This is a genomic window from Caulobacter ginsengisoli, assembly GCF_030814835.1.
Taxonomy (GTDB): Bacteria; Pseudomonadota; Alphaproteobacteria; order Caulobacterales; family Caulobacteraceae; genus Caulobacter; species Caulobacter ginsengisoli.
In genome coordinates, this window is record NZ_JAUSVS010000002.1 from 867,479 (window position 1) to 891,603 (window position 24,125).

A 24,125-nucleotide genomic window follows, 5' to 3' on the forward strand; every position below is an offset into this window, starting at 1 on the left:
ACCCTCCCATTAACCCGATTGCAGCGGCGCGGCGCGATAGTGGTCGGCGTAACGACCGCGGGGGAGGCGGCCAGAACTTGATCTCATTGCTGGATGACGGGCTGGACACGCTGGCCAGCCATGCGCACCGGGCCTGGCCCCTGCGCAACCTGGTTCTGATCGGGGTCGCCGCTTTCGCCACCCTGATGCTGCCCCTGACCACCTGCGTCCTCTGGGGACTGATCCTGGCCGCCTGCGAGGGCTGGAGCTGGTTCGCCACCCGCGCCCAGTTCAAGGGCCAGGTCGCCGGCCGCTGGCTGCGCCTCAGCCACCTGGGCACGGTGGTCACCGTCTCCAGCGGCTGGATGGTGCTGGGCGCCATGCTGTGGAACACCGGCCGGGGCGATGCGGCGGTCTGCGCCGTCACCATCTGGCTCAGCGTCATCTTCTTCGCCCAGACCTTCGCCTATCAGTCCACCGGCGCCTTCCTGGCCGCCGGCGTCATTCCGGCCATGACCATGCTGGCCACCCTGGCCCTGGCGCCCACGCCGGACAGCTTCGACATGATCCCGGTCTGGGCCCTGCTGATCCTGGCCCTGCTGTTCGCCGGCGATGGTGTCGGCATCATGATGGACGCGCGCCGCCGCACCCTCGCCACCCAGGCCGAGGCCCAGGACAACGCCGAGCGCTACCGCTTCCTGGCCGACAACCAGACCGACGTCATCATGCTGACCGCGCTTAGCGGCGAGCGGCTCTATGTCTCGCCCTCGATCCGCCAGATGCTGGGCGTCGCGCCCGATGACATGCGGCCGGTCGAGACCATGGAACACCTCTGCCCCGACGACGGGCCGGCGGTGATGGCCTGTCTCTCGGCTCTGCGCCGCGACGGCGGCCAGCGCAGCCAGCAGTACCGCGTGGTCCGCGCCGACGGCTCGCACCTGTGGGTCGAGACCCTGTTCACCCTGATCCCCGCCGAGGGCGACCGCCAGGCCAGGGTGCTGTCTGTCAGCCGCGACATCCAGGCCCGCAAGCAGCTGGAACAGGACTTGGTCGAGGCCCTCTGCCGGGCCGAGGCCGCCGCCGCGGCCAAGACCGACTTCCTGGCCAATATGAGCCACGAGCTGCGCACCCCGCTCAACGCCATCATCGGCTTTTCGGCCCTGCTGGAGGGCGCCCAGGGCCTGGCCCCGCAGCAGGCCCGCCACGCCCACCTGATCCACCAGGCCAGCGCCGCCCTGCTCGAGGTGGTCAACGGCGTGCTCGACTTCTCGCGCCTGGAAGCGGGGGCGGTGGAGCTGGATCCCCAGCCCTTCGACCCGGCCGCCGAGGCCGCCAGCCTCTGCGACCTGCTTACCGACCAGGCCGCCGCCAAGGGCCTGACCCTGGCCATCAAGGCCGAGGGGCCGCCCGTGCGGCTGATCGGCGATGCGCCGCGCCTGCGCCAGGTGCTGCTCAACTACCTCTCCAACGCCCTGAAGTTCACCAGCCAGGGCGGCGTGACCGTCACCGTGCGCACCACGCCTACGGCCGCCGGCGCCCACACCCTGCGCGTCGAGGTGGCCGACACCGGGGTCGGCGTTCCGGCCGCCCAGCTGGGCCTGATCTTCGAGCGCTTCACCCAGTCCGACGCCAGCATCAGCCGCAAGTTCGGCGGGGCGGGCCTGGGCCTGACCATCTGCCGCCACCTCTTGGAACTGATGGACGGCCAGGTCGGCGCCGACAGCGTGGAGGGCCAGGGCTCGACCTTCTGGTTCCAGCTGGACCTGCCCGCCGCCCCCATGACCCTGGCGGCCGACGCCGCCACCGACGCCGCCGCCGCCACGGCCGAACTGGACCGCCCCCTGCGCCTGCTCCTGGTCGAGGACGTCGCCGTCAACCGCGAGCTGGTCGCCACCCTGCTCAGCCCCTTCGACATCCAGATCGACACCGCCGAGAACGGCGAACAGGCCCTGCAATGCGTCGAACGGGCCGCCTACGACCTGATCCTGATGGACATGCAGATGCCGATCATGGACGGCCTGACCGCCACCCGGGCCATCCGCGCCAGAGGCCTGCGCGTCCCCATCATCGCCATGACCGCCAACGTGCTGCCCGAGCAGGTGGCGCGGTGCCGGGAGGCGGGGATGGACGACCACCTGGGCAAGCCGATCGCGCCGGGGCGATTGCTGGAGGTGATTGGGCGATGGACGGGTGGGGAGGGTGTGGAGGCCGAGGCGGCCGAGGCCGGCTGAACGCCCGCCGCCCAACCGATGAGTCCCATCTCAACACCCCACATCCCCGCCCGCCACCCGCTGGCCTTCACAAACCCCTCCGCCCGGGCGGCCCTTGGGCGCCGCCACCCCAACCAGCCCCAGGCCAGCAGCGCCGGCAGAACGGTCGCGATCCGGATCGTCCGCATGGTCATCCCTCAACTTGTCGGACGGCCCCTCTGGCCAGGGCGGCATAGGCCTCGAACACCGCCGCCGGCGTCACCGCGTCAGGGCTGATGATCGCCTGGTAGATCAAGCCCATGGTCAAGGCCTGGATGGCCAGCGCCAGGCTGGCGGCCGGGATGGCCAACTCGTCGCCGTGCTGGGCCTGGAGCTGCGCCGCCATGACTTCGAACAGGGCCGTGAAGCCTTGCGCTACCTGCGCCTTCAGGGCCGGTTCGGTGGCGATGTGCAGCAGCAGTTCGGCGTGCCAGCGCTGCGTCCCCGGGGCGTTGGGCAAGGCCAGGACCAGGCCCTGCGCGAAACGGTCCAGTTGCTCGGCCAGGGTTCCCGGCTGGCTGAAGTCGCGGTCGATCTTCAGGCCCCGCACTGCCGCCGCCGCCAGCAGCAGCTCGGCGCGGGAGGCGAAGTTGGAATAGATGGCGCCCCGGGTCATGCCGGCCCGCCGCGCCACCGCCTCCAGCGAGGCGGCCGCGAAACCGCCCTCGTCGACCAGGTCCCAGAACGCCGCGATCAGGGCCGCCTTGGTGCGATCGCGCTTGGTTCCGCCGACAGGCGGGGAGGGGATGGCCATACCGTTGAATATACCGGATGCATAATATACATAATGCATATTCTGCGTCGGAGGGTGAGTCATGAGCGTGCTTCGGGGCATCCTGGCGCCCTTGCCAGTGGTCGCGGTCGTGGCGGCGGTGCTGCTGCTGACCGCCGGGCTGGCGGGCGGGGTCTGGGTCTGGCCGACGGCCTGGGTCTTCCTGGCGGTGTTCGGCGGCGTGTCGGCGCTGGCCTCTGGATTGTTGGCGGTGCTGGCGCCGGCCAGCTTCGCGGTGCGCCAGCAGGCCATCGTCGCGGAGCCCGCCAAGAAGCAGCCGCTGATCGATGCGCTGGGGCTGCTGTTCTACACGGGCTGCATCCTGGCCTGGCTGGCCTTCATCCCGCTGGACGTCTTCCGCCTGAAGCTGGCGCCGCCGCCGGGCCAGGCGGTCCAGGGGTTGGGCGTGGCCCTGATGGTTGCGGGCCTGGCCATCGCCTACGCCGCCATCGGCCAGAACCGCTTCGCCGCCCCGACCATTCACGACCAGAGCGCCGAGGGCCAGCAGGTCATCCAGACGGGCCTCTACGGCCTGGTCCGCCATCCCTTCTATGCCGGGATGCTGCTGGTCTATGTGGGTGTGGGTCTGTGGCTGGGCAGCTATGCGGCGGCGGCCCTGGCGGTCGGCTTCCTGATCATGACCCTGGCCCGGATCGTCATCGAGGAGCGCTATCTGCGCGAACACCTGGCCGGCTATGGCGACTATGCGCGGCGGGTGCGGGGCCGGCTCATCCCCTACCTGCTCTAGCCAGGCTGCGCGGATACGCTCTAGGCTCGCGCGGAGCCGCCGGGAGAGGACAGGGCATGACCGCGACCGACACTGCCGCCTTTCAGCCCGACCTCTACGCCTACGACTTCGAGAACGACCCGGTCCCGACGCTGAACCGCCTGCGCGCCGAGGATCCGGTGCACTGGTCGCGGCACGGCTTCTGGTATCTGACCCGCCATGCCGACGTTGCCGAGGTGCTGAAGGACCCGGTGCGGTTTTCCAGCATGGCGGCCGGTTGGGGCGGGGGGAACCCGTTGGCGAAGGCGGGCGGCGATCAGTCGGCGACCGAGAAGGGCCTCTCCAGGACCCTGGCCCAGTCGTTCAACCAGATGGACCCGCCCGAGCACAGCCGCATCCGCCTATTGGCCCAGGCCGCCTTTTCCCGGCGCAATATCGAGGATCGCGGTCCGCGCATCCGGGCGGTGATCGATGAACTGCTGGACGATCTGGCCCCGCGCGGGCGGTTCGACCTGGTCGGGGACTTCGCCTTCCATGTGCCGATGATCGTGGCCAGCGAGATCATCGGCATTCCCGCGCAGGACCGCGACGCCTTCCGCCAGGCCTTCGAGCGCACGGCCGCCCTGATGGCCCCCAAGCGCGACGAGGAGAGCTGGGCTGCAGCCCTGGACGCCGGCCGCTGGGTCGGCCGCTATATCCGCGATCTGGTCGAGGCGCGGCGGGCCGACCCCCGCGAAGACCTGATCAGCGACCTGATCCGCGCCGAGGAGGCCGGCGATCGATTGTCCGACCCGGAACTGCGCTCGGCCATCTCGACCATCTATACCGCCGCCGGCACCACGACCGAGCGGATGCTGTCCTCGGGCCTCTGGCTGCTGCTGTCGCATCCGGACCAGTGGCGGGCCCTGGTCGCCGACCGAACGCTATTGGGCGGGGCGATCGAGGAGATCCTGCGCTTCCACCACCCCACCCAGTCGACCTCGACCAACCGCCGCGCCACCGAGGACGTCGTGCTGGGCGGCCGCACGATCCGGGCCGGCGACACCATCCGGGTGGGCCTGGGCGCCGCCAACCGCGACCCGGCGGTGTTCGCCGAGCCCGACCGCTTCGACATCCGCCGCAGGATGGGCGGCCCTGTGCTGGCCTTCGGGGCGGGGCCGCATTTCTGCATCGGCTCGGCCCTGGTGCGGTTCGAGGCGCGGCTGGCCTTCGAGGCGGTGATGGACCGCTGGCCGGATCTGCGGCTGGTGACCACCGCCCCGGTCAAGGATCCCAGGCGGCCGGACCGGTATCAAGAGATCGTCGTGGCGCTGGCCTAGATGTCGGCCTGGGTCGGCTAGTAGACTGAGCCAATTGGTCGCTTTGTTACGGCAAGGGCCATGGTGGTAAACAAGCCTGCTTGCGCACGAGTGCGTCTGCGGGACGGATCATGAAAGACTACAGGATTTTCCGCCTCGACAACTCAGGTCGCATCACGTCGGCGGTCGAATTCTATTGCGAAACCGACCAGGAAGCGATCGGCGTTGCCGAGCGGCACGAGAACAAGGCCGGCCTTGAACTCTGGCATCGCGGTCAGCGCATCCAGCTGTTTCCCGCGCCCCAAGCGGTGGCCCGCGCCGGCTAGACCGGCGGTCCGGCCTCGTCGTTGGCCGCCTTGCCGTGGCCCTTGCGCGGGACCAGATGCAGGGCGCCCACCACCACGCCGCCGACGATCAGCCCGACCACCGCCGACCCCGCCGCGAAGGCCAGCCAGCCGGTGAAGGCGCCGATCATTGGCGCGCCGCCGGCCCAGTGTTTGCCGGCCTCGACCAGGCCGGGGATGAAGCCCAGGTGGTACTGTTCCAGCCCGTGCACGATGATGCCGCCGCCGACCCACAGCATGGCGGCGGTGCCGACGAAGGTCAGGCCCTCGAGCAGATAGGGCATGGCCTTGACCAGGCCCCGGCCCAGGGCTCGCAGGCCGGCCTTGCGGCCCTTGGCCATGTGCAGGCCGATGTCGTCCATCTTCACGATCAGGCCGACCACGCCATAGACGGCCACGGTCAGCAGCACGCTCACCGCCGCCAGGGCGATGGCCTGGATCGCCAGCGGCTGGGTCGCCACGCTGGCCAGGGAGATGGCCATGATCTCGGCCGACAGGATCAGGTCGGTGCGGATGGCGCCGGCGATCTTCTCCTTCTCCAGGTCCTTGGAGGCCAGGGCGAACTCGGCCGGGCTGTCGACCTCTTCGTGCGTAATGAAGGCCTCGATGACCTTCTCGGTCGCTTCGTAGCAGAGATAGGCGCCGCCCAGCATCAGGATGGGGGTCACCGCCCAGGGCGCTAAGGCGCTGAGCAGCAGGGCGCCGGGCAGCAGGATCAGGAACTTGTTGCGCAGCGAGCCCAGCGCGATCTTCCAGACGATGGGCAGTTCGCGGTCGGGGGTGAAGCCCACCGCGTAGGAGGGGGTGACGGCGGTGTCGTCGACGACCACCCCGACCGCCTTGGCGCTGGCCTTGCCGGCCGCGGCGGTGACGTCGTCCAGCGAGGCGGCGGCCACCTTGGCGATGGCGGCGACGTCGTCGAGCAGGGCGGCGAGGCCGACGGACATGGGGACTCCAGCGGACGGGGCAGGGAAGGCCCCTGTCTCAACGAGAACGCGCGGCCGTGCAAGTCGCCTCAGCGTCGGCCGGCCGCCTCGTCGGCATAGGCCTTCTCGATATTGGCCCGGTCCTGCGCCTCGGACGCCGCCGCCGCGGCATCCGCCGAGGCCTGCAGCGAACCTATACTGGCCAGGCTGGCCTTGGTCAGGGCCGGGTAGAGGCGCGCCATCTCGAAAGGCCGGCGCTCGAGGGCGGCGGCGACCTGCTCCTTGATCGCCACCAGATACATGTCGCGGATCTCGGGCTTCTCCGCCAGCCGCTGGGCGACATTGCCGGCGGGACCGCTCTCGGCGCCCTTCAGCTCCACGGAGACGCGGGTTGCGCCGCCCTCTTCTTCGCTGAGATGGGCGATGTAGCGGAACAGCTCGGCCCGATCGCGCTTGACGATCCAGATGACGTCCGAGCCGGCGTCCTGGACTTCCCACATCGGCTCGTCGCTGCCGAACACCAGTGGCGGCAGGCCGGTCGCCAGCAGGGTCTGGCGCGCCTCGGCGATGGGGACCTTGTAAAGGGCGCCTTTCGGCTGGGCGCAGGCGGCCAGCAGGATCACGGCGGCGATGGCGAGAAGCTTGCGGCGCATGGATCAGTAGCCCCCTTCGCCGGGCTTGTCGTCGACGCGGAACCGCGCGCCGGTTTCCAGGCCGCCGCGCTGGGCGTTGCAGACGCTGTCGGTGGGGGCGCCGATCTGGCTGACGTCGAACGGCCGGCCTTCCAGGATGGCGGCGATCTGCTCGTCTATGGCGGGACGCAGGGGCTGGTTGAAGGCCGGGCGGGTATAGAACTGATCGTGGCTGTAGGCCTCCTTGCCGTCGGGGCCGGGCGGGATCTGGATGTCGACCTTGGTCTGCTTGTCGCCGACCGGGGTCAGGAGCGCGGTGAACTGCAGGACCTCCTGGCCGCTGCTGCGGACGTGCCAGACCACCTGATTGTTGGCGAGGCCCTCGGGCGAGACGTGGATCAGGATGCCGCACTGCCGGGCGTAGACGAGATCCTTGAGTTCATTCTCGACCAGGCGTTGATAGGCCTCGCCGACGGTGAGGTCATAGACGCCAGGCGTCCTGGGCTTTGCGCAACCCGCCAGGGCGATGGCCGCCAGGAGAACCGCTCCGCAACGCTTCATGCCTCACCCCGCTGACCGCGATCTGGGCCGGCAGGCTAGCGGGGGTTGGTATCCACTCGATGAACGCCGTTAGGCCGATTTCAGAAAATCCAGCAGGGCCGCGCTGACCGCTTCCGGCTCGTCATGGGCCAGCCAGTGGCTGGCCTGTGGGAAATGCCTCACCTCAGCCTTGGCGCAGAGGGCGGCGCTGGCCTCGGCCAGGTCCGGCCGGGCGAAGGCGTCCTGGTCGCCCCACAGCACCAGGGTCGGGGTGGTGAGACTGCCGGCCGGCGGGACGGGCAGGGCCTGCAGGAAGAGGGCCCGGTACCAGTTCAGCGTCGCGGTCAGGGCGCCCGGCTGCATCCAGGCGGCCCGGTAGGCGGCCATCGCCTCGGGATCGAAGGCGTCCGGCCGGGTGCTCTGTTTAAAGGCGTCGGCCAGCCCCTTGTAGCCGCCGGCCCGCACCATCAGCTCGGGCAGCAGGGGAATGCGCAGCATCTGCACATAGCGGCTCTTCCTGCGCTGCTCGGGATCCTCGAGCATCTCCCGCCGCCAGAGGGCCGGATGCGGGGCGTTAAGAATGGCCATCCGCTCGATCCGTTCCGGCGCGACGGTCGCCAGCCACCAGGCCACCGACGCGCCCCAGTCATGGCCGACCAGGCTGAAGGTTTGGGCGCCCAGGGCGTCGGCCAGGGCCAGGACGTCGGCGGCCAGGGCATCCAGCCGATAGGCCTTCGCGCCCGTGGGCTTGTCGCTGAGATTATAGCCGCGCTGGTCGGGCGCTGCGACGCGGAAGCCGGCGGCGGCCAGCGGCCCGATCTGTTCGCGCCAGCCGAACCAGAACTCGGGAAAGCCGTGGAGGAGGATGACTAGCGGACCCTCGGCCGGGCCGGCCTCGGCGATGTTCAGGGTCACTTCGCCCGCCTGGATGCGGCGCTGTGCAACGGCTTCCGACAACTGCTCCTCCATGCCCCCCTCGGGCTTGCATCCCCAACCGAACCGTAGCCTCATGTCCGGCCTTCAAGTCAGGACGGCAAGGCCATGGATATCGGCGTCTTCATCCCCATCGCCAACAACGGCTGGATCATGTCGGCGACCTCGCCGCAATACATGCCCACCTGGGAGCTCAACAAGGAAATCACCCTCAAGGCCGAGGAATATGGCCTGGATTTCGCGCTCTCGATGATCAAGCTGCACGGCTTCGGCGGCGAGACCGAGTTCTGGGACTACGCCCTGGAGAGCTTCACCCTGATGGCCGGCCTGGCGGCGGTGACCAAGAAGATCAAGCTCTATGCCTCGGTCCCGGTGCTGGCCATTCCGCCGGCCATCTGCGCCCGCATGGCGGTGACCATCGACGCCATCGCGCCCGGCCGGTTCGGGGTCAACATCGTCTCGGGCTGGCAGAAGGCCGAGTATGACCAGATGAGCATCTGGCCGGGCCAGGAGCATTTCCTGCGCCGCTACGACTACTGCGCCGAATACGTGACGGTGATGAAGGAGCTGTGGACCACCGGCCACAGCGACTTCAAGGGCCAGTTCTTCACGATGAACGACTGCCGCCTGCTGCCCAAACCCAACGCCAAGATCGACATCATCTGCGCCGGCCAGAGCCAGACGGGCGTCGATTTCGCCGCCCAGCACGCCGACTATAACTTCTGCTTCGGCATGGGCCTGAACGAGCCGACCAAGTGCCAGCCGGCCGTCGACCGCAATGTCGAGGCCAGCAAGAAGACCGGCCGCGACTGCGGCGCGCTGCTGCTGTGGATGATCATCGCCGACGAGACCGACGAGGCCGCCATGGCCAAGTGGGAGCACTACAAGTCGGGCGCGGATCTCGACGCCATCGCCTGGATGAACCACCAGGGCGAGGCCGACCCGCGCGCGGCCCTGGACGTTTCGGCCATCTACATGTCGCGCCCGCCGTCGGCCATGAACCTCAACATCGGCACCCTGGTCGGCTCTTACGAGACCGTGGCCCGGCTGATGGACGAGATCGCCGAGGTGAAGGGCGCCAGCGGCATCATGCTGACCTTCGACGACTTCCTGGTCGGGCTGGACCAGTTCGGCCAGCGCATCCAGCCGCTGATGAAGACGAGGGCGCATGTTTCCGCCGCGGCCTGACACGGTCACCGTCCCGGCCCGCCCGGAGGCCATCCCGATCGCCGCCAGGGAGACGGCGCTGATCGTGGTCGACATGCAGAACGCCTATGCCTCCGAGGGCGGCTACCTCGACCTCGCCGGCTTCGACATCGGCGGGGCGGCGGGGGTGATCGAGCGGATCAAGGTGCTGACCGCTGCCGCCCGGGCGGCTGGAGTCACCGTCGTCTATTTCCAGAACGGCTGGGACGCCGACTACCAAGAGGCCGGCGGGCCGGGCTCGCCCAACTGGTGGAAGTCCAACGCGCTCAAGACGATGCGTGAGAAACCTGAACTGCAGGGCAAGCTTCTGGCGCGGGGCGGCTGGGACTACGACCTGGTCGACGCCCTGACACCCCAGCCGGGCGACCTGGTCATCCCCAAGCCCCGCTACAGCGCCTTCTTCAACACCAGCCTGGACTCGGCCCTGCGCAGCCGGGGGATCCGAAATTTGGCCTTCTGCGGCATCGCCACCAATGTCTGTGTGGAATCAACGCTCAGGGACGGTTTCTTCCTGGAATATTTCGGCATCCTGCTGGAGGACGCCTGCCATCAGGCCGGGCCCGAATTCCTGCAGCAGGCCACCGTCTACAACGTCGAGAAGTTCTTCGGCTGGGTCTCGACGACCGCCGACTTCTGCGGCGCCATCTCGCAAAAGGAGCCCTAAGTGCCCAAGACCGTCATCACCCCGCCCGGCACCCAGAAGCCCATCGCCCCGTTCTCGCCCGGCACCCTGGCCGATGGCGTGGTCTATGTCTCCGGCACGCTCGCCTTCGACAAGGACAACAATGTCGCCCATGTCGGCGACGCCGAGGGCCAGACGCGGCAGGTTCTGGAGACCATCAAGTCCGTCATCGAGACCGCCGGCGGCACGATGGACGATGTAACAATGAACCATATCTTCCTGAAAGACTGGGCCGATTACGCCGCGATGAACAAGGTCTACGCCGAGTATTTCCCGGGCGACAAGCCGGCCCGGTTCTGCATCGTCTGCGGCCTGGTCCGCCCCGACTTTCTGGTCGAGATCGCCTCCATCGCCCATATCGGCAAATGACCCAGGCCAACGGGCGGACAGCCCATCACGACATCGACGCCCAGTTCCTGCATCGCTGGTCGCCCAGGGCCTTCACCGGCGAAGCCTTGCCGCTGGCCGAGCTGATGAAGATCCTGGAGGCTGGCCGCTGGGCGCCCTCGGCCTTCAACGGCCAGCCCTGGCGGTTCGTCTATGCGCTGCGGGACACCCCGGCCTGGGACGTGCTGCTGGGCCTGCTGATCCCCTACAACCAGGCCTGGGCGGTCAACGCCGGGGCGCTGGTCTTCATCTGCTCGGACCGGCTGATGCGCCGCGAGGGCAAGGAGCCGACCGCCTCGCTGAGCCACAGCTTCGACGCCGGCGCGGCCTGGGGGATGATCGCCCTGCAGGCCCACGCCTCCGGCTGGGCGGCGCACGGCATGCTGGGCTTCGACCGCGGTCGGGCGCACGAGGAGCTCAAGCTGCCCGAGGACTGGAAGATCGAGGCCGCCGTCGCCATCGGCCGGCAGGCCGACAGGAGCGTGCTGCCGGAAGCCTATCGCGAGCGCGAGGTCCCCTCCGACCGCAGGCCGCTCAGCGAGCTGGTGCACGAGGGCCCCTTCACCTGATCCGCATCGACGACCCGGCCGACCCGCGCATCGCCGCCTTCCGCGACATCCGCGAGCGCGATCTGGTCGGCCGCCAGGGCCTGTTCATCGCCGAGGGCGAGGTGGTGCTGCGGGTGCTGGCCGGGCAGGGGCGGCACCGGGTTCGCGCCGTGCTGCTGGCCGAGAGCCGGGCCGACAAGCTCGCGCCCCTGTTCGACGCGCCGGTCTACATCGCCAGCCAGGCGGTGCTGGACGCCATCGCCGGTTTTCCACTGCACCGGGGCATCCTGGCCCTGGGCGAGCGCGCGCCGGAGCCGGCGCCGGCTGAGTTGCTGGCGGGCCTAAGCCCCCGCGCCCTGGTCCTCGCCCTGCACGGCATCGCCAACCACGACAACATCGGCGGCATCTTCCGCAACGCCGCCGCCTTCGGGGTCGATGCGGTGCTGCTCGACCCCACCTGCTGCGATCCGCTGTATCGCAAGGCCCTCAGGGTCTCGGTCGGCGGGGTGCTGAAGGTCCCCTTCACCCGCGCGGACGACTTGATCGCCGCCCTGGACGGCTTCGAACCCATCGCGCTGAGCCCCAACGGCGCCGAGACTCTGTCAGAGCTGAAACGCCCCGACCGCGCCGCCCTGCTGCTCGGCGCCGAAGGGCCGGGCCTGCCGGACGCCGTCCTGGCCCGCTGCCGCACCGTGCGTATCCCGATGAGCGGCGGCTTCGACAGCCTCAACGTCGCCACCACCAGCGGCATCGCCCTGCATCACCTGGTTTCCTGATCGCGGTGTGGGGCTACAGCACCCAGCCGCCGCTATCGAGACGCACGTCGCCGCTGATCTTCATGCGGTAGTCGGCAATCCCGTCACCATTGACGTCCAGCTGCAGGGTGGTGACGCCGCCGCCGAACGCCAGGGTCATCTCGCCGGCATGATGGGTGAAGCTTCCCACCAGATGGAAGGCGTCATCCGCCCCGGTCGAGCTGTCGGCGTCGATGGCCGAGAGGTCCAGCCTGTCGGCGGTGGTCAGGTCGTTGACCGTGTCGGTCTCGATGGGGCCGCTGGTGTGGATCGACTCCTGCCGGACCACGAAGGTATCGGCGCCCGCCCCGCCGACCAGGATGTCCGATCCCGTCCCGCCGATCAGGATGTCGTCGCCGTTCATCCCCTTCAGCACATCGTCGCCGGCCAGCCCGTCGAGGGAATTGGCGCCCGCATTGCCGGTCATGGCGTTGACCAGGCTGTTGCCTGTCCCATCGATGGCGCTCACTCCGTCAAGCACCAGGGTCTCGATATTGGCCGCCAGGGTGACGCTGGCCGTGGCTCGCACCAGGTCCGCGCCCTGGCCGGACGCTTCTATGGTCGTGTCACCGGCATCGTCGACATAGTAGATGTCGTCGCCCAGCCCACCGGTCATGGCGTCGGCGCCCGTCCCGCCGTCCAGCACGTCGTTGCCGTCGCCACCCGTGAGGCTGTCGATGCCGATCCCACCGTTCAGCTGGTCCGCGCCGGTCCCGCCATCCAGCGTGTCGTCGTCGTCGCCGCCGTCGAGGATGTCGTTGCCGATCCCGCCGGCCAGGATGTCGTTGCCGATTCCGCCGTCCAGCCGGTCGTTGTCGCCCTGGCCGTCCAGGTTGTCTGCCCCGTCGCCGCCGTGGAGCATGTCGGCGCCCAGGCCCCCCAGCAGGGTGTCGTCGCCCAGTCCGCCCTTGATCAGGTCTTCGCCGGCCCCGCCGTCCAGCCGGTTGTCGCCGCTGTTGCCGACCATGGTGTTGGCCTGGCCGTTGCCGGTCCCGTCGAGGTCGCGGATGCCGTCGAGGATCAGCCGCTCGAAATTGGCGCCCAGGGTCCAGTTTATCGCGGCATGGACCACATCATCGCCCTCGCCGCTGGACTCGGTCGCGGTGTCGTTGGTGTCATCGACGACATAGGTGTCGTCGCCGGTTCCACCGGACATGACGTCGGCCCCGGTCTCGCCGTCCAGCCAGTCACCCTCGGAGCCGCCGGTGAGCGTGTCGCCGCCCGCCCCGCCGTAGAGGGTGTCCTTGCCGGCATCGCCAAATAGGGTGTCGACGTCGTCGCCGCCAGACAGGGTGTCGCTGCCGCCATTGCCGTGCAGCACGTCGTCACCGGCCAGGCCCTGCACGGTGTCGTTGCCGACCCCGGCGTTGATGGCGTCCTGGCCGGCCGTGCCGTCCAGGACGTCGTTGTCGTCGACGCCATCGACCGTGAAGGTCGCCGTGCCGACCTCGCCGCCCATCAGGGTGTAGGTGACCACATAGCCCAGGCTGGTGTTGCTGGCGCCGGAGCCGGCGGCGCCCAGGTTCTGGGCGTCCGAGCCGGGGGTCAGGACGATCTGGCCGTCGGAGCCGATGGTGAATTCCGTTCCGTCGTCCAGAGTGGTCGTGCCGTCGACGACCACTTGCACGCCATCGATGGTCGCCTGGACGATCTGCAGCGTGGTGTCGACGTCGCTGTCGTTGCTGAGCACGTTGACCGAGATGGGACCGTCGGCGCTGCCGGTCGGAGTCTCGTCGACCACGGTGGCCACGTCGTCGACGCCCTGGACAAGGACGTCGATGCTCGGCGAGGCCGGGCGCAGGATGTCGAGCAGGATGTCGCCCTGTCCCGTCACTTCGATCTGGTCGATGTCGCCGTCGTTGTCGATGTCGACCCAGGCCGGCTGCACGGCGAACAGGAAGCCGTCGTTATAGGCGTTGTCGGTCAGCGCGAAGATCGGGTTGTTGGCCGCGCCGGTGTTGAGGAACACCCCGGGATTGCCTTCGCCGCCGCCGGCGATCATGTCGAGATCGCCGTCGCCATCGATGTCGGCGAAGCTGACCGACTGGACGCCGCCGGCGTAGCTGGAGAAGGCGTCGAGCGGGTTCGCGCCGCCCGTCTGCTCCACGAAGCCGCCGGCCGAGCCCTGGAAGTAGTCGAAGCGGCCGCCGCCCCGCGACACCACCAAGTCGGCGAAGCCATCACCGTTCAGGTCGGCCAGGCCCGGCGAGGCGAAGCTGTAGGTCTGGATGCCATCGAACGGATTGGCTGCGCCCGTCAGCTGAGTGAAGTTGAAGGTCCCGTCGCCCTTGAAGGCCTCGATGGTCCCGCCATAGCGGCCGACCACCAGGTCGAGAAAGCCGTCGCCGTCGATATCGAACAGGGTCAGCCCGGCGACATTGCTCGGGGCGCCGCTCAGGCTCAGGGCCGCGTCATCCTGGATGAAGTCCGGGGCGACGGCCGAGCCGTCGTTGCGCAGCAGGTGGTAGCCGTCGCCATAGACCGCGGCGATGACGTCCTGGTCGCCATCGTTATCGATATCGCCGACCGCGATGTGCGTGCTCGTCCCGAAGTGGGCGCCATGGAAGGGGTCGGGGTCGGCGGGGAACAGGGCGCTGCCCACGGTGCTGACGTTGAAGGCGGCGTCGACCAGGGTGATGGTCAGATTTCTGTAATAGTCCGGGTTGTCGCCGGTGGCCTGGAACTGGAGGGCTTCGACCGTCGCCTCGACCGCGGCGTTGTCGGCGTCGGCGTTGAAGCGAACGCCAAACTCGCCATTGGGGCCCGGCAAAAGCGTGCCGATCGTGACGCCATTGAACAGGACCTGGATGCCGGACATCGTGATCGCGCCGCCATCCCGCAGGTTGACGACATCGCCCGGCGCCATGCCGCCCACGATCAGCAGGCCGTTGTCCCAGTCCTGCTCGGCGTCGGTAACGGTCACGTCGCCATCGATGAGCGTGGCGGCGTCGCCCTCGGTGACGTTCAGTTCGGCTTCGAGATTGGCCAGGATCGGCATGTGCTACCCCCACTAGAAACAGAGGGCGCGCGGTAAAACTCTACACCCGATCTGGGTTGGGAAATTCCACGCAAGGCCTTGCGCGACAAGGATTTGGGGGAAAATTGAAGGTTCCAATTTTCCGGCGATGGCGTCGCCCTTCATCATCTGGTTTCCTGCCGTGATGCAGAGCTTCGCCAAAATCCGCGCCAGAGCCGCCGCCCGCCACGGCGGGGAAGCGGCGCTCGCCGAGCGCATGCCGGCGATGAAGACCGCCGCCGAGCTGGCCGCCATCCCCGACGACCGCTGGCTCTCGCAGATGAGCAAGTGCGTCTTCCAGGCCGGCTTCTCCTGGACCGTGGTCGACAAGAAATGGCCGGGGACCGAGGACGCCTTCTGGGGGTTCGACGTCGCCCATTGCCGGTCGATGTCGGACGAGGAATTCGACGCCCTGCTCAAGGACGGCCGCATCATCCGCAACGGCGCCAAGGTCCGCTCGGTGGCCAACAACGCCGCCATGCTGATGGACCTGGCCGCTGAGCACGGCTCGGCGGGCAAGCTGTTCGCCGAGTGGCCGGCCGAGGACTACATCGGCCTGCTCGATCTCTTGAAGACCCGCGGCGACCGGCTGGGCGGCAATGCCGGCATGATGGCCATGCGCTTCATGGGCCGCGACGGCTTCGTGACCTCGCAGGACATGGTCAAGGCGCTGATCGGCGAGGGCGTGCTGGACGGCCCGCCCGGCTCGAAGAAGTCGATGAAGGCCATCCAGGCGGCGTTCAACGCCTGGGCTGGGGAGAGTGGCCAGACTTTTGCGGCGATCAGCCGGACCCTCGCGATGAGTGTGGACTGACGCGGCCACCCCCTACCTCCCGGTCGATCCTGGCGAAGGCCAGGATCCATACGGAGCTGGCCGTCCTGCCAGCGTTCAGCCCGGATTCGCCGCTTGGGCCCTGGCCTTCGCCAGGGATATCGGGATCAAGAGGGGTAGGCCTGCAAGGTGAACAGACCCCAGTCTCCGGGTGCCAGTCAGGCGTTGCCGCTCAGGTGATCCTTCCAAGCCGCCCTTAGCGTCTTCTTGTCGATCTTGCCCGTCGCGGTCAGCGGGACCGGGGCGAACACCACATCGTCGGGCATCCACCATTTGACGATGCGCGGCTGCAGATATTCCAGAACCCCGTCCTTGGTGACGTTGGCCCCGTCATGGGTCTCGATGACCAGCAATGGCCGCTCCTCCCATTTGGGATGCGGGATCCCCACCACCGCGGCGATCTTCACCCCCGGGCAGGCGACGGCGATGTTCTCCAGGTCGATGGAGCTGATCCATTCGCCGCCGGTCTTGATGACGTCCTTGGCGCGGTCGGTGATCCGCATGAAGCCGTATTGGTCGATGGTGGCGATGTCGCCGGTGTCGAACCAGCCGTCGGCGTCGAGCAGGGCGTCGGCCTCCTTGCGGAAGTAGCGCTTGATGGTCCAGGGGCCGCGCACCATCAGGGCGCCGCTGGTCTCGCCGTCGCGGGGGGCGTCCTTGCCGTCGTCATCGACGATCTTCAGCTCGATGCCGAACTGCAGCCGGCCCTGGCGGGTCCAGATGGCCTCGTCGACCTGGTCTTCGCCCAGCGCGGCGAGGGCGGGGGTGGGGGTGGCGACCACGCCCAGCGGGCAGGTCTCGGTCATGCCCCAGATCTGCAGCACCGCGACCCCGTAGCGGGTCTTGAAGGTCTCGGCCATGGCGCGCGGCACGGCCGAGCCGCCGATGATGACGCGCTTGAGCTTGCCGGGCGTCTTGCCGGTCTGTTCCAGCCAGGCCAGGTACATGGTCCAGATGGTCGGCACCCCGCCGGAGAAGGTCACCCCTTCGCCCTCGATCAGTTCCTGCAGCGAGGCGGGGTCCATCTTCTCGGCCGGCAGCACCAGCTTGACGCCATTGATCGGGCAGATGAACGGCAGGCCCCAGGCGGTGGCGTGGTAGAGGCTCGAACAGGGCAGCACCACGTCGAAGGCCGTGAGGCCAAAGGCGCTGGCCAGCCCCGCGGCCAGGGCGTGGATCACCACCGCCCGGTGGCTGTAGAGCACGCCCTTGGGATCGCCCGTGGTGCCCGAGGTGTAGCAGAGGAAGGCGCCGGCGTTCTCGTCGAAGCTGGGCCAGGCGAAGGGCCCATCGCTCTGGTCGGCCAGCAGACGCTCGTAGTTGAGGGCGCCGACGGTCCCGGCATCGTGGCTGTCCTCGTCGGAGAGCAGGACGAAGGTCTTCACCGTGGTGAAGCGGGGGGCCAGCTTCTCGACCAGGGCCTGGAAGGTGCGGTCATAGAAGAGGACCGTGCTCTCGGCGTGCTCGAGCACATAGACGATCTGGTCTTCGAAGAGCCGCGGATTGACCGTGTTGAGCACGCAGCCCAGGCCCGGGACGCCGTAGAACAGCTCCAGATGCCGATGGGTGTTCCAGGCCAGGGTCGCCAGCCGGTCCCCGGACTGGACGCCCAGGCCCTGGAGCGCGCGGGCCAGTTTTCGCGTGCGGGCGGCCATGCCGGCATAGTCGTAACGGTGGATGCGGCCCTCGACGGTGCGCGAGACGATCTCGACGCGGGGATGGGCCGCCTCGACATGGTTGAGGATGGCGGTCGTCAGCAGCGGGACGTCCTGCATCAATCCGGGGATCACGGGCGCTTCCTCTTGGCTCAGAGCGTTTCCCCGACCATGCCAGGGAGTCAGTCCAGGCGGAAGGCTTCCCGGGTCGCCTTGCGGGCCTCGCGGACGATGTGGCCCCACCATTTGATGCGGGTGGCGTCGTCCAGGCCGTCGCGGTCCTCCAGCCAGGTGATCATGCTGTCGACGAAGAGGCCAAACAGCATGCCGGCCGCCTGCTGGGAGCGGGCCTCCGCCCCGGCGGGCGCGTCGGGGCCCGGCTTGAAGAGGGGCAGGGAGGTCTCCTTCATCGCCGCCCGCAGCCGCGTCTCCCAGTCCGAGCCGGTCGGGCCGGTGCGGCAGTTCTTCAGCACCACCAGGAAGGGGGCGGGGTCCTGCCGCGCGGTGGCCAGCAGCTTGCCGACCATCGAGCCATAGCCCTCCCAGGGCGAGGCGTAGGCGTTCTCCAGGGCCTGCAGCACCCGGTCGAACACCGCCTCGACCAGGGCCTCGCGCGAGGGGAACAGGCGGTAGAACAGCACTTTGGGCGCGTTGGCGGCCTCGGCGAAGTCGCGCATGGTTGCCGCGTGCAGGCCGCGCTCCAGCAAGACCTGGGCGGCGATGCCGACATAGGCCTCCCGGCGGGCGGCGTGATCGACGCGGGGCTTGCGCTTGAGGACTGTCATCTATCCGCTTGAATATGAGACCAGACGGTAACATACTTGTTCCGCCCTGGCAGGAGAAGACCCGATGAATCAGCTGGTCCGCAACCTCACCGTCGATAGCCTGACTCTCTCGCCCCTGACCCCGACTATCGGCGCCGAAGTCTCGGGCATCGACCTGGCCCAGCCCTTGGACGCCGGGGCCAAGGCGGCCCTGCGCCAGGCCCTGCTGGACTGGAAGGTGCTGTTCTTCCGCGACCAGGACATCACCACCGAGCAGCACATCGCCTTCGCCCGCGAATTCGGCGAACTGGAAGTCCACCCCTTCGCCCCGCACAAGCCCGGCTATCCCGAGGTGCTGGCCATCACCCACAATCGCGAAAACAAGGGCAAGGAAAACACCTGGCACAGCGACGTGACCTGGCGGCTGGAGCCGTCACTGGGCTCGATCCTGCGGGCCATCGAGCTGCCGCCGGTCGGGGGCGACACCCTGTTCGCCGACATGTACGCCGCCTACGAAGGGCTCTCCGACGAGGTGAAGGCCAGGATCGACGGCGCGACGGCCATCCACGACTTCGCGCATTTCCGGGTGGCCATGCGCAAGCGAGGGATGTCGGAAGAGCAGATCGAAGAGTTCAACAAGGCCTATCCCAAACCGGAGCACCCGGTGGTGCGCACCCATCCGGAGACGGGTCGCAAGGCGCTATACGTCAACGCCGCCTTCACCCAGCACATCGTCGGGATGGACGAGGACGAGTCCAAGGCCCTGCTGAAACACCTCTACGCCCAGGCGGCGATCCCGGAATACCAGTGCCGCTTCCGCTGGGAGCCGAACTCCATCGCCTTCTGGGACAACCGGGCAAGCCAGCACTACGCGGCCTCGGACTACTGGCCGGCGGTGCGGAAGATGGAGCGGGTGACGGTGGTCGGGGACCGGCCTTACTAGAAAGCCCTTCCCCCGCTGGCGGGGGAAGTGGGCCGACAGCGAAGCTGGAGGCTCGTTGGGGGCCCTTTCCCACGGCTGTGCCACCCGCCAACGCCGCAAGGACCCCCAACGACCTTCGATGCTGCGCATCTCAGGCCACTTCCCCCGCCAGCGGGGGAAGGGCTTATTCTCGCCGCAGCGCCTCGATCGGGTCCAGCCTTGCCGCTCGCCAGGACGGGTAGGCCCCGAACACCAGTCCGACCAGCATCGAAAAGCCCAGCGACAACGGCACCGACCAACCCGCAATCGCCGTCGGCCAGTTGCCGAGCTTGGCCATCAGCATCGCCCCGCCGATCCCCAGCACCAGCCCGATGGCCCCGCCGACCACGCTGAGCACCACCGCCTCCAGCGCGAACTGGAACAGCACGTCCGTCCGCCTTGCCCCCACCGCCATCCGCAGCCCGATCTCCCGCGTTCGCTCGGTCACCGCCACCAGCATGATGTTCATGATCCCGACCCCGCCGACCAGCAGCGACACCGCCGCGACGGCGGCCAGCAGCCCGGTGAAGGTCTTGATCGACGATTGCAGCGCCTCGGTGATCGAGGCCAGGTTCTGGACGTTGAAGTCGTCGTCGGCGCCCTGGCGGATGCGGTGGCGTTCGCGCAGCAGGTTGGTGGCGTCTTCCTGCACCCGGTCCAGGCTGTCGGCGTCGGCGGCCTTTACATAGATGGTCTGGACGTTGTCGCCCTTGACCCGTTTGCCCACGACGCGGGAGCGCACGGCCTCGAGCGGCCCCAGCACGATGTCGTCCTGGTCCTGGCCAAAGCCGCTCTGGCCCTTGGAGGCCAGGACGCCGATCACCTCGAAGGGCACGGTCCCGACCCGGATGCGCTTGCCCAGCGGGTCGCTGTCGCCGAACAGACTGGTGGCGACCGTCTGGCCGATGACGGCGACTTTGCGGCCCTGACGGGCCTCGGCCTCGTCGATCATCCGGCCCGAGGCGATGGTCAGGTCGCGGGCGACCAGATAGTCCGGCGTGACGCCCTCGATGCGGGTGTTCCAGTTGGCGCCCTCGGCGGTCAGCTGGGCGCCGCCGCGCACCGACGGGGCCACGGCCACCACGCTTTCGAGCGTGCCGAGGGCCTTGGCGTCCTCCTCGGTCAGGGTGAGGTTGGTGCCGGCCCCCTGGCTGACGAAGCCGCCGCCGGGCCCCCGCGAGGCGCCCGGCGAGACGATCAGCAGGTTGGAGCCCAGGCCGCCGATGGCGCTGGTCACCTGTTTCTGGGCGCCCAGGCCGATGGAGGTCATCATCACCACGGCCGCGACCCCGATGACCACGCCCAGCGAGGTCAGGGCGCTGCGCATCGGGTGGGCGATGATGGCCCCGGTGGCGAACCCGACGAGATCTATGCGGCGAACGCTCATGACTTGCCCCGCCTGGAGCCGCCATGATCGTCCTCGACGACCTTGCCGTCCCTAAACGAGATCCGCCGCCGGGCCTCGGCCGCCACCTCCAGGTCGTGGGTGACGATGACCACGGTCAGGCCCTCGGCGTTCAGCTCGTGGAACAGGGCCAGGACTTCCTTGCTGGTATTGGTGTCCAGCGCCCCGGTCGGCTCGTCGGCGAGCAGCAGGTCGGGGGCGTTGGCCAGCGCGCGGGCGATGGCCACCCGCTGCTGCTGGCCGCCGGAGAGCTGGGTGGGCCTGTGGGTCATCCGCTCGCCCAAGCCCACCTTCTGCAGCATGGCCACGGCCCGCTCGCGCCGTTCGCGCGGCTCGATGCCGGCATAGACCATCGGAAGTTCGACATTCTGCAGCGCGGTGAGGCGGGGCAGCAGCTGGAAGGACTGGAAGACGAAGCCGATCCGCCGGCTGCGGAAGTCGGCCAGGGCGTCGTCGGCCATGTCGCCGACATCCTCGCCGTCGAAGTGGTAGGAGCCGTTGGAGGGCCGATCCAGCCCGCCCAGGATGTTCATCAGCGACGACTTGCCCGAGCCCGACGGCCCGATCACCGCCGCCAGCTCGCCCCGCTCGACGGTCAGGGTGACGCCTGCCAGGGCGGCCACCGTCTCCTCGCCCATGATGTAGAGCTTCTCCAGGTCGCGGATCTCGATCACGGCGATCTACATCCGCACCCGGACGCCGGGGCCGGCCATGGGGCTGCGGGCCTTGACCTTGGGCTTGGGTCCGCCTCCGGTGATCACCTGGCTCCCGACCGGGATATTGCCGCGGATCTCGCTGTAGGAGCCATCGGAGGCGCCGACCATGACCTGGATGGGGGTGGGCTTGCCGTCCTTCAGCACCCAGACCACGCCCGGCGTCATGCCGCCGCGCCGCTGGCCGCCCTGGGCCGCCATCTGGGCGCGCAGGGCCACCAGCTTGGTCTTCTGGTCGGGCTTGAGGATGGGTTCCAGCTTGGCGAAGGCGGCCTGCATGGCCGTGCGCATCGCCGCGCGGCGAGCCTGCGGGTCGCTGTAGCCGGCGGCCATGACGTTCTGGCGGGCCTGGTCGAAGATGACCTTGGCCTTGGCCTGTTGGCCGGCGTCGAGGTCCAGCTGCTCGATCAGCCGCATGCCCATGCCGCCGCCTCCGCCGCCCTGGCCGCGGCCTGGCCGGCCACCGAAGCCCTGGCCGCCGCCGCCACCGCCGGGAGGACCGCCGGGGCCGCCGCCCATGCCGCGCGGGGTGGTGGTCTTGTCCGGCGGGGTCCAGCGCAGGGCCGCGACCGGGACCTTCAGCACGTTCTTGCGCTCGTCGATGACGATGTCGGCGTTGGCGGTCATGCCGGGCAGCAGCTTGCCGCCGGGATTTTCGGCCCGGGCGATGACGATGTAGGCGACGACGTTCGACTGGGTCTCGGGCTGCTTGCGCACCTGGGTGACGACGCCGGTGAAGCTGTCGTCCGGGAAGGCGTCGACGGTGAACTTGACCGTCTGGCCCTCGCGCACCTGGCCGATATCGGCCTCGTCGACATTGATCTTGACCTCCAGCTGGGTCAGGTCCTGGGCGATCTGGAACAGCACCGGGGCCTGCAGGCTGGCGGCCACGGTCTGGCCGGGCTCGATCTGGCGGTCGACCACCACGCCGGCGATGGGGGCGACGATGGTGGTGCGGCCAAGGTCCACCTCGGTGCTGGCCAGCGCGGCCTTGGACTGGGCGATATTGGCCTGGGCCGCCTTCACCCCGGCCAGGGCCACCTTCCAGCTCGCCAGGTCGGTATCCAGGGCGGCCTTGGCGGCGATGCCCTTGTCGAACAGCATCCTGGTGCGGTCATAGTTGGCCTTGGCGACCGCCGCCTGGGCCTGGGCCTGGGCCAGTGAGGCGTTGCCGGCCTGCACCTGGGCGCGGCCCTGGTTGGCCCGGCTGACATAGGTCTGCGGGTCCAGGATGGCCATCACCTGGCCCTTGCTGACCTGGTCGTTGAAATCGACCAGCACCTTGGTGATCTGGCCCGAGATCTGCGAGCCGACCTGCACCGTGACCAGGGCCTGCAGCGAACCGGAGGCCGAGACCGACTTGGTCACATCGCCCATGGCCACCGCCTCGGTGCGGTAGGGGTCCTTGAGCGGCTTGGGCTTGAGGACCTGCCAGCCGATGAAGGCCACGACCAGCACGGCCAGGCCGATGGCGGCCATCGCCAGGGAGCTGGGAAGTCTCGATTTACGGCGCGTCGGCTTGGCGGTCAGGCTCATGGTCTCTTCGGGTAAAGTTAATCAGCGGACTGGTTGGCTCGTAGCGGCGCTGGATTGCAGCCGCATTTCAACGCGCTTGGGGGGCTTTTTCCGTTTCGGTTCCTTGGGCGGATTTTCCAGCGCCTCCTGCAGCGGGGTCTTGGGCAGGTCGCTGAGCTTCAACGCGCCAGTCTTGTTTCCGTCCAAAAGGCCAAACCGCATGCGGGCGGCCCGGGCGGCCTCGTCGCGGGTGATGTGGCGGTCGAGGTCGCGGTCGGAGCCCGACACCGGCTCGACCTCGTTGAGCAGGCCATAGAGGCCAGCGCCATTGCGGCCGAAGCCATAGCCCTTGGGCGGGGGCTTGCTGAAGAACTTGCGCCTGGGGGGCGGGCCGCCTCGGGCCAGGCCGCCGCCCAGGCTGCCGTAGCGGTCTTCCTGGAACTGGGCCGCCCGGGGCAGGATTTCCGGGGCGACCTTCTGCTCGTAGTCGGCGACCTCGAAGCCGTCGAGGATGCCGTTGTGATCGACGTCCAGGGTGTCGAAGAAGGCCAGGCTGTCCTTGACCAGCTCGTCTTCGCTGAGCGTCCCGTCATGATTGGCGTCGGCGCGGGCGAACCAGGTCGCGACAGGGTAGGGCGCGCCGGGGGGGCTGCGGAAGGGCTCGCCGGCGGGGGAGATGAACACCTGCTCGCGCGGCTTGCGCGGGGCGTCGAGCTTGGGGTCCTCGGGCATGCCGGCGCCCTGTGGGCCGGCGGGCGGCGGAAACGGCGGCGGGCCGCCCTGGGCCAGGGCTGGACCGGCCAGCAGGCCGAGGGCGGCGATCAGGCAGAGAGACTTCTTCGACATCCGGCGCTCCAAGAGACCGTGCAGGCTTCCGGTCCGCCGGTGTCGCCAGTGAGGCTGGCGCTTTGCGGGACTGCAACAATTGGTTCTTTAGAGGCTTGGGGCGCGGTCGGGAGTCAAGCGGCGCAACTCCTCTCCTCTCAGAGGAGAGGTCGACTCGGCTGGGCGTCAGCCCGCCGAGTGGGTGAGGAGACAGTCAGCGGCCACGTGTCGGGGAAACACCCTGCGCCGGCGGAATGCTGAACCGCCGCAAGGCTCCTCCTCCGTGGGACACCGCCTTCGGCGTGTCCCTCGCTCCTCCTCGCAAGCTGTTCAGACCGGGGAGATGGGTGACAGACGTTCGGGGACATCCGTTACAGGTTGAGTTTGATCCATAGACCTTCGCAGGTCGATGGAGGCGATGT

Annotated in this window: 23 protein-coding genes; 11 read left to right on the forward strand and 12 right to left on the reverse strand. The window is 68.8% G+C overall.

The genetic code is table 11. From position 1 onward, the window contains the following. Positions 1 to 77: 77 nt before the first annotated feature. Positions 78 to 2,210, forward strand: a complete 2,133-nt coding sequence (locus tag QO010_RS09665; protein WP_307348592.1) for a PAS domain-containing hybrid sensor histidine kinase/response regulator — start codon at positions 78 to 80, stop codon at positions 2,208 to 2,210. Positions 2,211 to 2,379: 169 nt separating this feature from the next. Here QO010_RS09665 and QO010_RS09670 read toward each other — a convergent pair whose 3' ends face one another. After that, positions 2,380 to 2,982 carry a TetR/AcrR family transcriptional regulator gene (locus QO010_RS09670; RefSeq protein ID WP_307348593.1) on the reverse strand — a complete coding sequence of 201 codons (603 nt, stop codon included), beginning with the start codon at positions 2,980 to 2,982 and terminating at the stop codon, positions 2,380 to 2,382. A 61-nt stretch (positions 2,983 to 3,043) separates the two neighbouring features. Here QO010_RS09670 and QO010_RS09675 point away from each other — a divergent pair, with 61 nt between their 5' ends. From QO010_RS09675 to QO010_RS09685, 3 genes are all read left to right on the forward strand, one after another. Further along, positions 3,044 to 3,748: a methyltransferase family protein gene (locus QO010_RS09675; protein WP_307348594.1), complete on the forward strand. Its 705-nt coding sequence runs from the start codon at positions 3,044 to 3,046 to the stop codon at positions 3,746 to 3,748. 56 nt (positions 3,749 to 3,804) lie between these two features. Continuing rightward, positions 3,805 to 5,046, forward strand: a complete 1,242-nt coding sequence (locus QO010_RS09680) for a cytochrome P450 (RefSeq protein WP_307348595.1) — start codon at positions 3,805 to 3,807, stop codon at positions 5,044 to 5,046. Between the two features lie 110 nt (positions 5,047 to 5,156). Further along, the gene (locus tag QO010_RS09685; protein ID WP_307348597.1) at positions 5,157 to 5,351 is read left to right on the forward strand and encodes a hypothetical protein; all 195 of its coding nucleotides are present in this window, start codon (positions 5,157 to 5,159) and stop codon (positions 5,349 to 5,351) included. On the opposite strand, the gene QO010_RS09690 is transcribed toward QO010_RS09685, so the two are convergent. The 4 genes from QO010_RS09690 to QO010_RS09705 all read right to left on the reverse strand — a co-directional run bounded on the left by QO010_RS09690 (position 5,348) and on the right by QO010_RS09705 (position 8,424). Then, entirely contained in the window at positions 5,348 to 6,316 is a 969-nt protein-coding gene (locus QO010_RS09690) for a DUF808 domain-containing protein (protein WP_307348598.1), read from the reverse strand. The genes QO010_RS09685 and QO010_RS09690 overlap by 4 nt on opposite strands. 68 nt (positions 6,317 to 6,384) lie before the next feature. Next, positions 6,385 to 6,948: a hypothetical protein gene (locus QO010_RS09695; RefSeq protein WP_307348599.1), complete on the reverse strand. Its 564-nt coding sequence runs from the start codon at positions 6,946 to 6,948 to the stop codon at positions 6,385 to 6,387. Between the two features lie 3 nt (positions 6,949 to 6,951). Further along, positions 6,952 to 7,488, reverse strand: coding sequence for a hypothetical protein (locus tag QO010_RS09700; protein WP_307348601.1), 537 nt, complete (start codon positions 7,486 to 7,488; stop codon positions 6,952 to 6,954). A gap of 69 nt (positions 7,489 to 7,557) precedes the next feature. Further along, positions 7,558 to 8,424 (reverse strand): alpha/beta fold hydrolase, encoded by an 867-nt coding sequence (locus QO010_RS09705; RefSeq protein ID WP_307348602.1) that lies wholly within the window; start codon positions 8,422 to 8,424, stop codon positions 7,558 to 7,560. Positions 8,425 to 8,508: 84 nt separating this feature from the next. Between QO010_RS09705 and rutA the strand changes: the two genes are divergently transcribed. From rutA to QO010_RS09730, 5 genes are read left to right on the forward strand one after another with little or no spacing between them, the layout of a single operon-like run. Further along, entirely contained in the window at positions 8,509 to 9,588 is a 1,080-nt protein-coding gene (rutA, locus tag QO010_RS09710) for a pyrimidine utilization protein A (protein ID WP_307348604.1), read from the forward strand. After that, positions 9,569 to 10,270 carry a pyrimidine utilization protein B gene (gene rutB, locus QO010_RS09715; protein WP_307348606.1) on the forward strand — a complete coding sequence of 234 codons (702 nt, stop codon included), beginning with the start codon at positions 9,569 to 9,571 and terminating at the stop codon, positions 10,268 to 10,270. The genes rutA and rutB overlap by 20 nt, the downstream gene beginning before the upstream one ends. Next, positions 10,271 to 10,657, forward strand: a complete 387-nt coding sequence (rutC, locus tag QO010_RS09720) for a pyrimidine utilization protein C (RefSeq protein ID WP_307348607.1) — start codon at positions 10,271 to 10,273, stop codon at positions 10,655 to 10,657. Beyond that, positions 10,654 to 11,244 (forward strand): nitroreductase family protein, encoded by a 591-nt coding sequence (locus tag QO010_RS09725; RefSeq protein WP_307348608.1) that lies wholly within the window; start codon positions 10,654 to 10,656, stop codon positions 11,242 to 11,244. The genes rutC and QO010_RS09725 overlap by 4 nt, the downstream gene beginning before the upstream one ends. After that, positions 11,241 to 11,999 (forward strand): TrmH family RNA methyltransferase, encoded by a 759-nt coding sequence (locus QO010_RS09730; protein WP_307348649.1) that lies wholly within the window; start codon positions 11,241 to 11,243, stop codon positions 11,997 to 11,999. Before QO010_RS09725 ends, QO010_RS09730 begins: the two co-directional genes overlap by 4 nt. A 13-nt stretch (positions 12,000 to 12,012) precedes the next feature. On the opposite strand, the gene QO010_RS09735 is transcribed toward QO010_RS09730, so the two are convergent. Continuing rightward, positions 12,013 to 15,015 (reverse strand): FG-GAP-like repeat-containing protein, encoded by a 3,003-nt coding sequence (locus QO010_RS09735; protein ID WP_307348610.1) that lies wholly within the window; start codon positions 15,013 to 15,015, stop codon positions 12,013 to 12,015. Between the two features lie 127 nt (positions 15,016 to 15,142). Here QO010_RS09735 and QO010_RS09740 point away from each other — a divergent pair, with 127 nt between their 5' ends. Then, positions 15,143 to 15,847, forward strand: coding sequence for a DNA-3-methyladenine glycosylase I (locus tag QO010_RS09740; RefSeq protein WP_307348611.1), 705 nt, complete (start codon positions 15,143 to 15,145; stop codon positions 15,845 to 15,847). Between the two features lie 176 nt (positions 15,848 to 16,023). On the opposite strand, the gene QO010_RS09745 is transcribed toward QO010_RS09740, so the two are convergent. Beyond that, on the reverse strand, positions 16,024 to 17,655 hold the full coding sequence (locus QO010_RS09745; RefSeq protein WP_307348615.1) for a long-chain fatty acid--CoA ligase: 1,632 nt from the start codon (positions 17,653 to 17,655) through the stop codon (positions 16,024 to 16,026). Positions 17,656 to 17,702: 47 nt separating this feature from the next. Beyond that, positions 17,703 to 18,305, reverse strand: a complete 603-nt coding sequence (locus tag QO010_RS09750) for a TetR/AcrR family transcriptional regulator (RefSeq protein ID WP_307348616.1) — start codon at positions 18,303 to 18,305, stop codon at positions 17,703 to 17,705. Between the two features lie 64 nt (positions 18,306 to 18,369). Between QO010_RS09750 and QO010_RS09755 the strand changes: the two genes are divergently transcribed. Further along, the gene (locus QO010_RS09755; RefSeq protein ID WP_307348618.1) at positions 18,370 to 19,227 is read left to right on the forward strand and encodes a TauD/TfdA dioxygenase family protein; all 858 of its coding nucleotides are present in this window, start codon (positions 18,370 to 18,372) and stop codon (positions 19,225 to 19,227) included. Positions 19,228 to 19,390: 163 nt separating this feature from the next. Here the strand turns inward: QO010_RS09755 and QO010_RS09760 are convergent, their stop codons facing one another. The 4 genes from QO010_RS09760 to QO010_RS09775 are packed head-to-tail and all read right to left on the reverse strand — an operon-like array spanning position 19,391 to position 23,724. Further along, a complete protein-coding gene (locus QO010_RS09760; RefSeq protein WP_307348619.1) occupies positions 19,391 to 20,632 on the reverse strand; it encodes an ABC transporter permease in 1,242 nt (413 codons plus the stop codon). Continuing rightward, a complete protein-coding gene (locus QO010_RS09765) occupies positions 20,629 to 21,324 on the reverse strand; it encodes an ABC transporter ATP-binding protein (RefSeq protein WP_307348621.1) in 696 nt (231 codons plus the stop codon). The genes QO010_RS09760 and QO010_RS09765 overlap by 4 nt, the downstream gene beginning before the upstream one ends. A gap of 6 nt (positions 21,325 to 21,330) precedes the next feature. Continuing rightward, positions 21,331 to 22,899, reverse strand: a complete 1,569-nt coding sequence (locus tag QO010_RS09770) for an efflux RND transporter periplasmic adaptor subunit (protein WP_307348622.1) — start codon at positions 22,897 to 22,899, stop codon at positions 21,331 to 21,333. A gap of 21 nt (positions 22,900 to 22,920) precedes the next feature. Continuing rightward, positions 22,921 to 23,724 carry an EF-hand domain-containing protein gene (locus QO010_RS09775; protein ID WP_307348624.1) on the reverse strand — a complete coding sequence of 268 codons (804 nt, stop codon included), beginning with the start codon at positions 23,722 to 23,724 and terminating at the stop codon, positions 22,921 to 22,923. Between the last annotated feature and the right edge of the window lie 401 nt (positions 23,725 to 24,125).

Bases quoted from the DNA above. Each gene is read 5' to 3' on its own strand.
- QO010_RS09670 (WP_307348593.1), bottom strand. From the start codon at position 2,982: ATGGCCATCCCCTCCCCGCCTGTCGGCGGAACCAAGCGCGATCGCACC.
- QO010_RS09675 (WP_307348594.1), top strand. From the start codon at position 3,044: ATGAGCGTGCTTCGGGGCATCCTGGCGCCCTTGCCAGTGGTCGCGGTC.
- QO010_RS09680 (WP_307348595.1), top strand. From the start codon at position 3,805: ATGACCGCGACCGACACTGCCGCCTTTCAGCCCGACCTCTACGCCTAC.
- QO010_RS09685 (WP_307348597.1), top strand. From the start codon at position 5,157: ATGAAAGACTACAGGATTTTCCGCCTCGACAACTCAGGTCGCATCACG.
- QO010_RS09690 (WP_307348598.1), bottom strand. From the start codon at position 6,316: ATGTCCGTCGGCCTCGCCGCCCTGCTCGACGACGTCGCCGCCATCGCC.
- QO010_RS09695 (WP_307348599.1), bottom strand. From the start codon at position 6,948: ATGCGCCGCAAGCTTCTCGCCATCGCCGCCGTGATCCTGCTGGCCGCC.
- QO010_RS09700 (WP_307348601.1), bottom strand. From the start codon at position 7,488: ATGAAGCGTTGCGGAGCGGTTCTCCTGGCGGCCATCGCCCTGGCGGGT.
- rutA (WP_307348604.1), top strand. From the start codon at position 8,509: ATGGATATCGGCGTCTTCATCCCCATCGCCAACAACGGCTGGATCATG.
- rutB (WP_307348606.1), top strand. From the start codon at position 9,569: ATGTTTCCGCCGCGGCCTGACACGGTCACCGTCCCGGCCCGCCCGGAG.
- QO010_RS09725 (WP_307348608.1), top strand. From the start codon at position 10,654: ATGACCCAGGCCAACGGGCGGACAGCCCATCACGACATCGACGCCCAG.
- QO010_RS09735 (WP_307348610.1), bottom strand. From the start codon at position 15,015: ATGCCGATCCTGGCCAATCTCGAAGCCGAACTGAACGTCACCGAGGGC.
- QO010_RS09740 (WP_307348611.1), top strand. From the start codon at position 15,143: ATGGCGTCGCCCTTCATCATCTGGTTTCCTGCCGTGATGCAGAGCTTC.
- QO010_RS09750 (WP_307348616.1), bottom strand. From the start codon at position 18,305: ATGACAGTCCTCAAGCGCAAGCCCCGCGTCGATCACGCCGCCCGCCGG.
- QO010_RS09755 (WP_307348618.1), top strand. From the start codon at position 18,370: ATGAATCAGCTGGTCCGCAACCTCACCGTCGATAGCCTGACTCTCTCG.
- QO010_RS09760 (WP_307348619.1), bottom strand. From the start codon at position 20,632: ATGAGCGTTCGCCGCATAGATCTCGTCGGGTTCGCCACCGGGGCCATC.
- QO010_RS09770 (WP_307348622.1), bottom strand. From the start codon at position 22,899: ATGAGCCTGACCGCCAAGCCGACGCGCCGTAAATCGAGACTTCCCAGC.
- QO010_RS09775 (WP_307348624.1), bottom strand. From the start codon at position 23,724: ATGTCGAAGAAGTCTCTCTGCCTGATCGCCGCCCTCGGCCTGCTGGCC.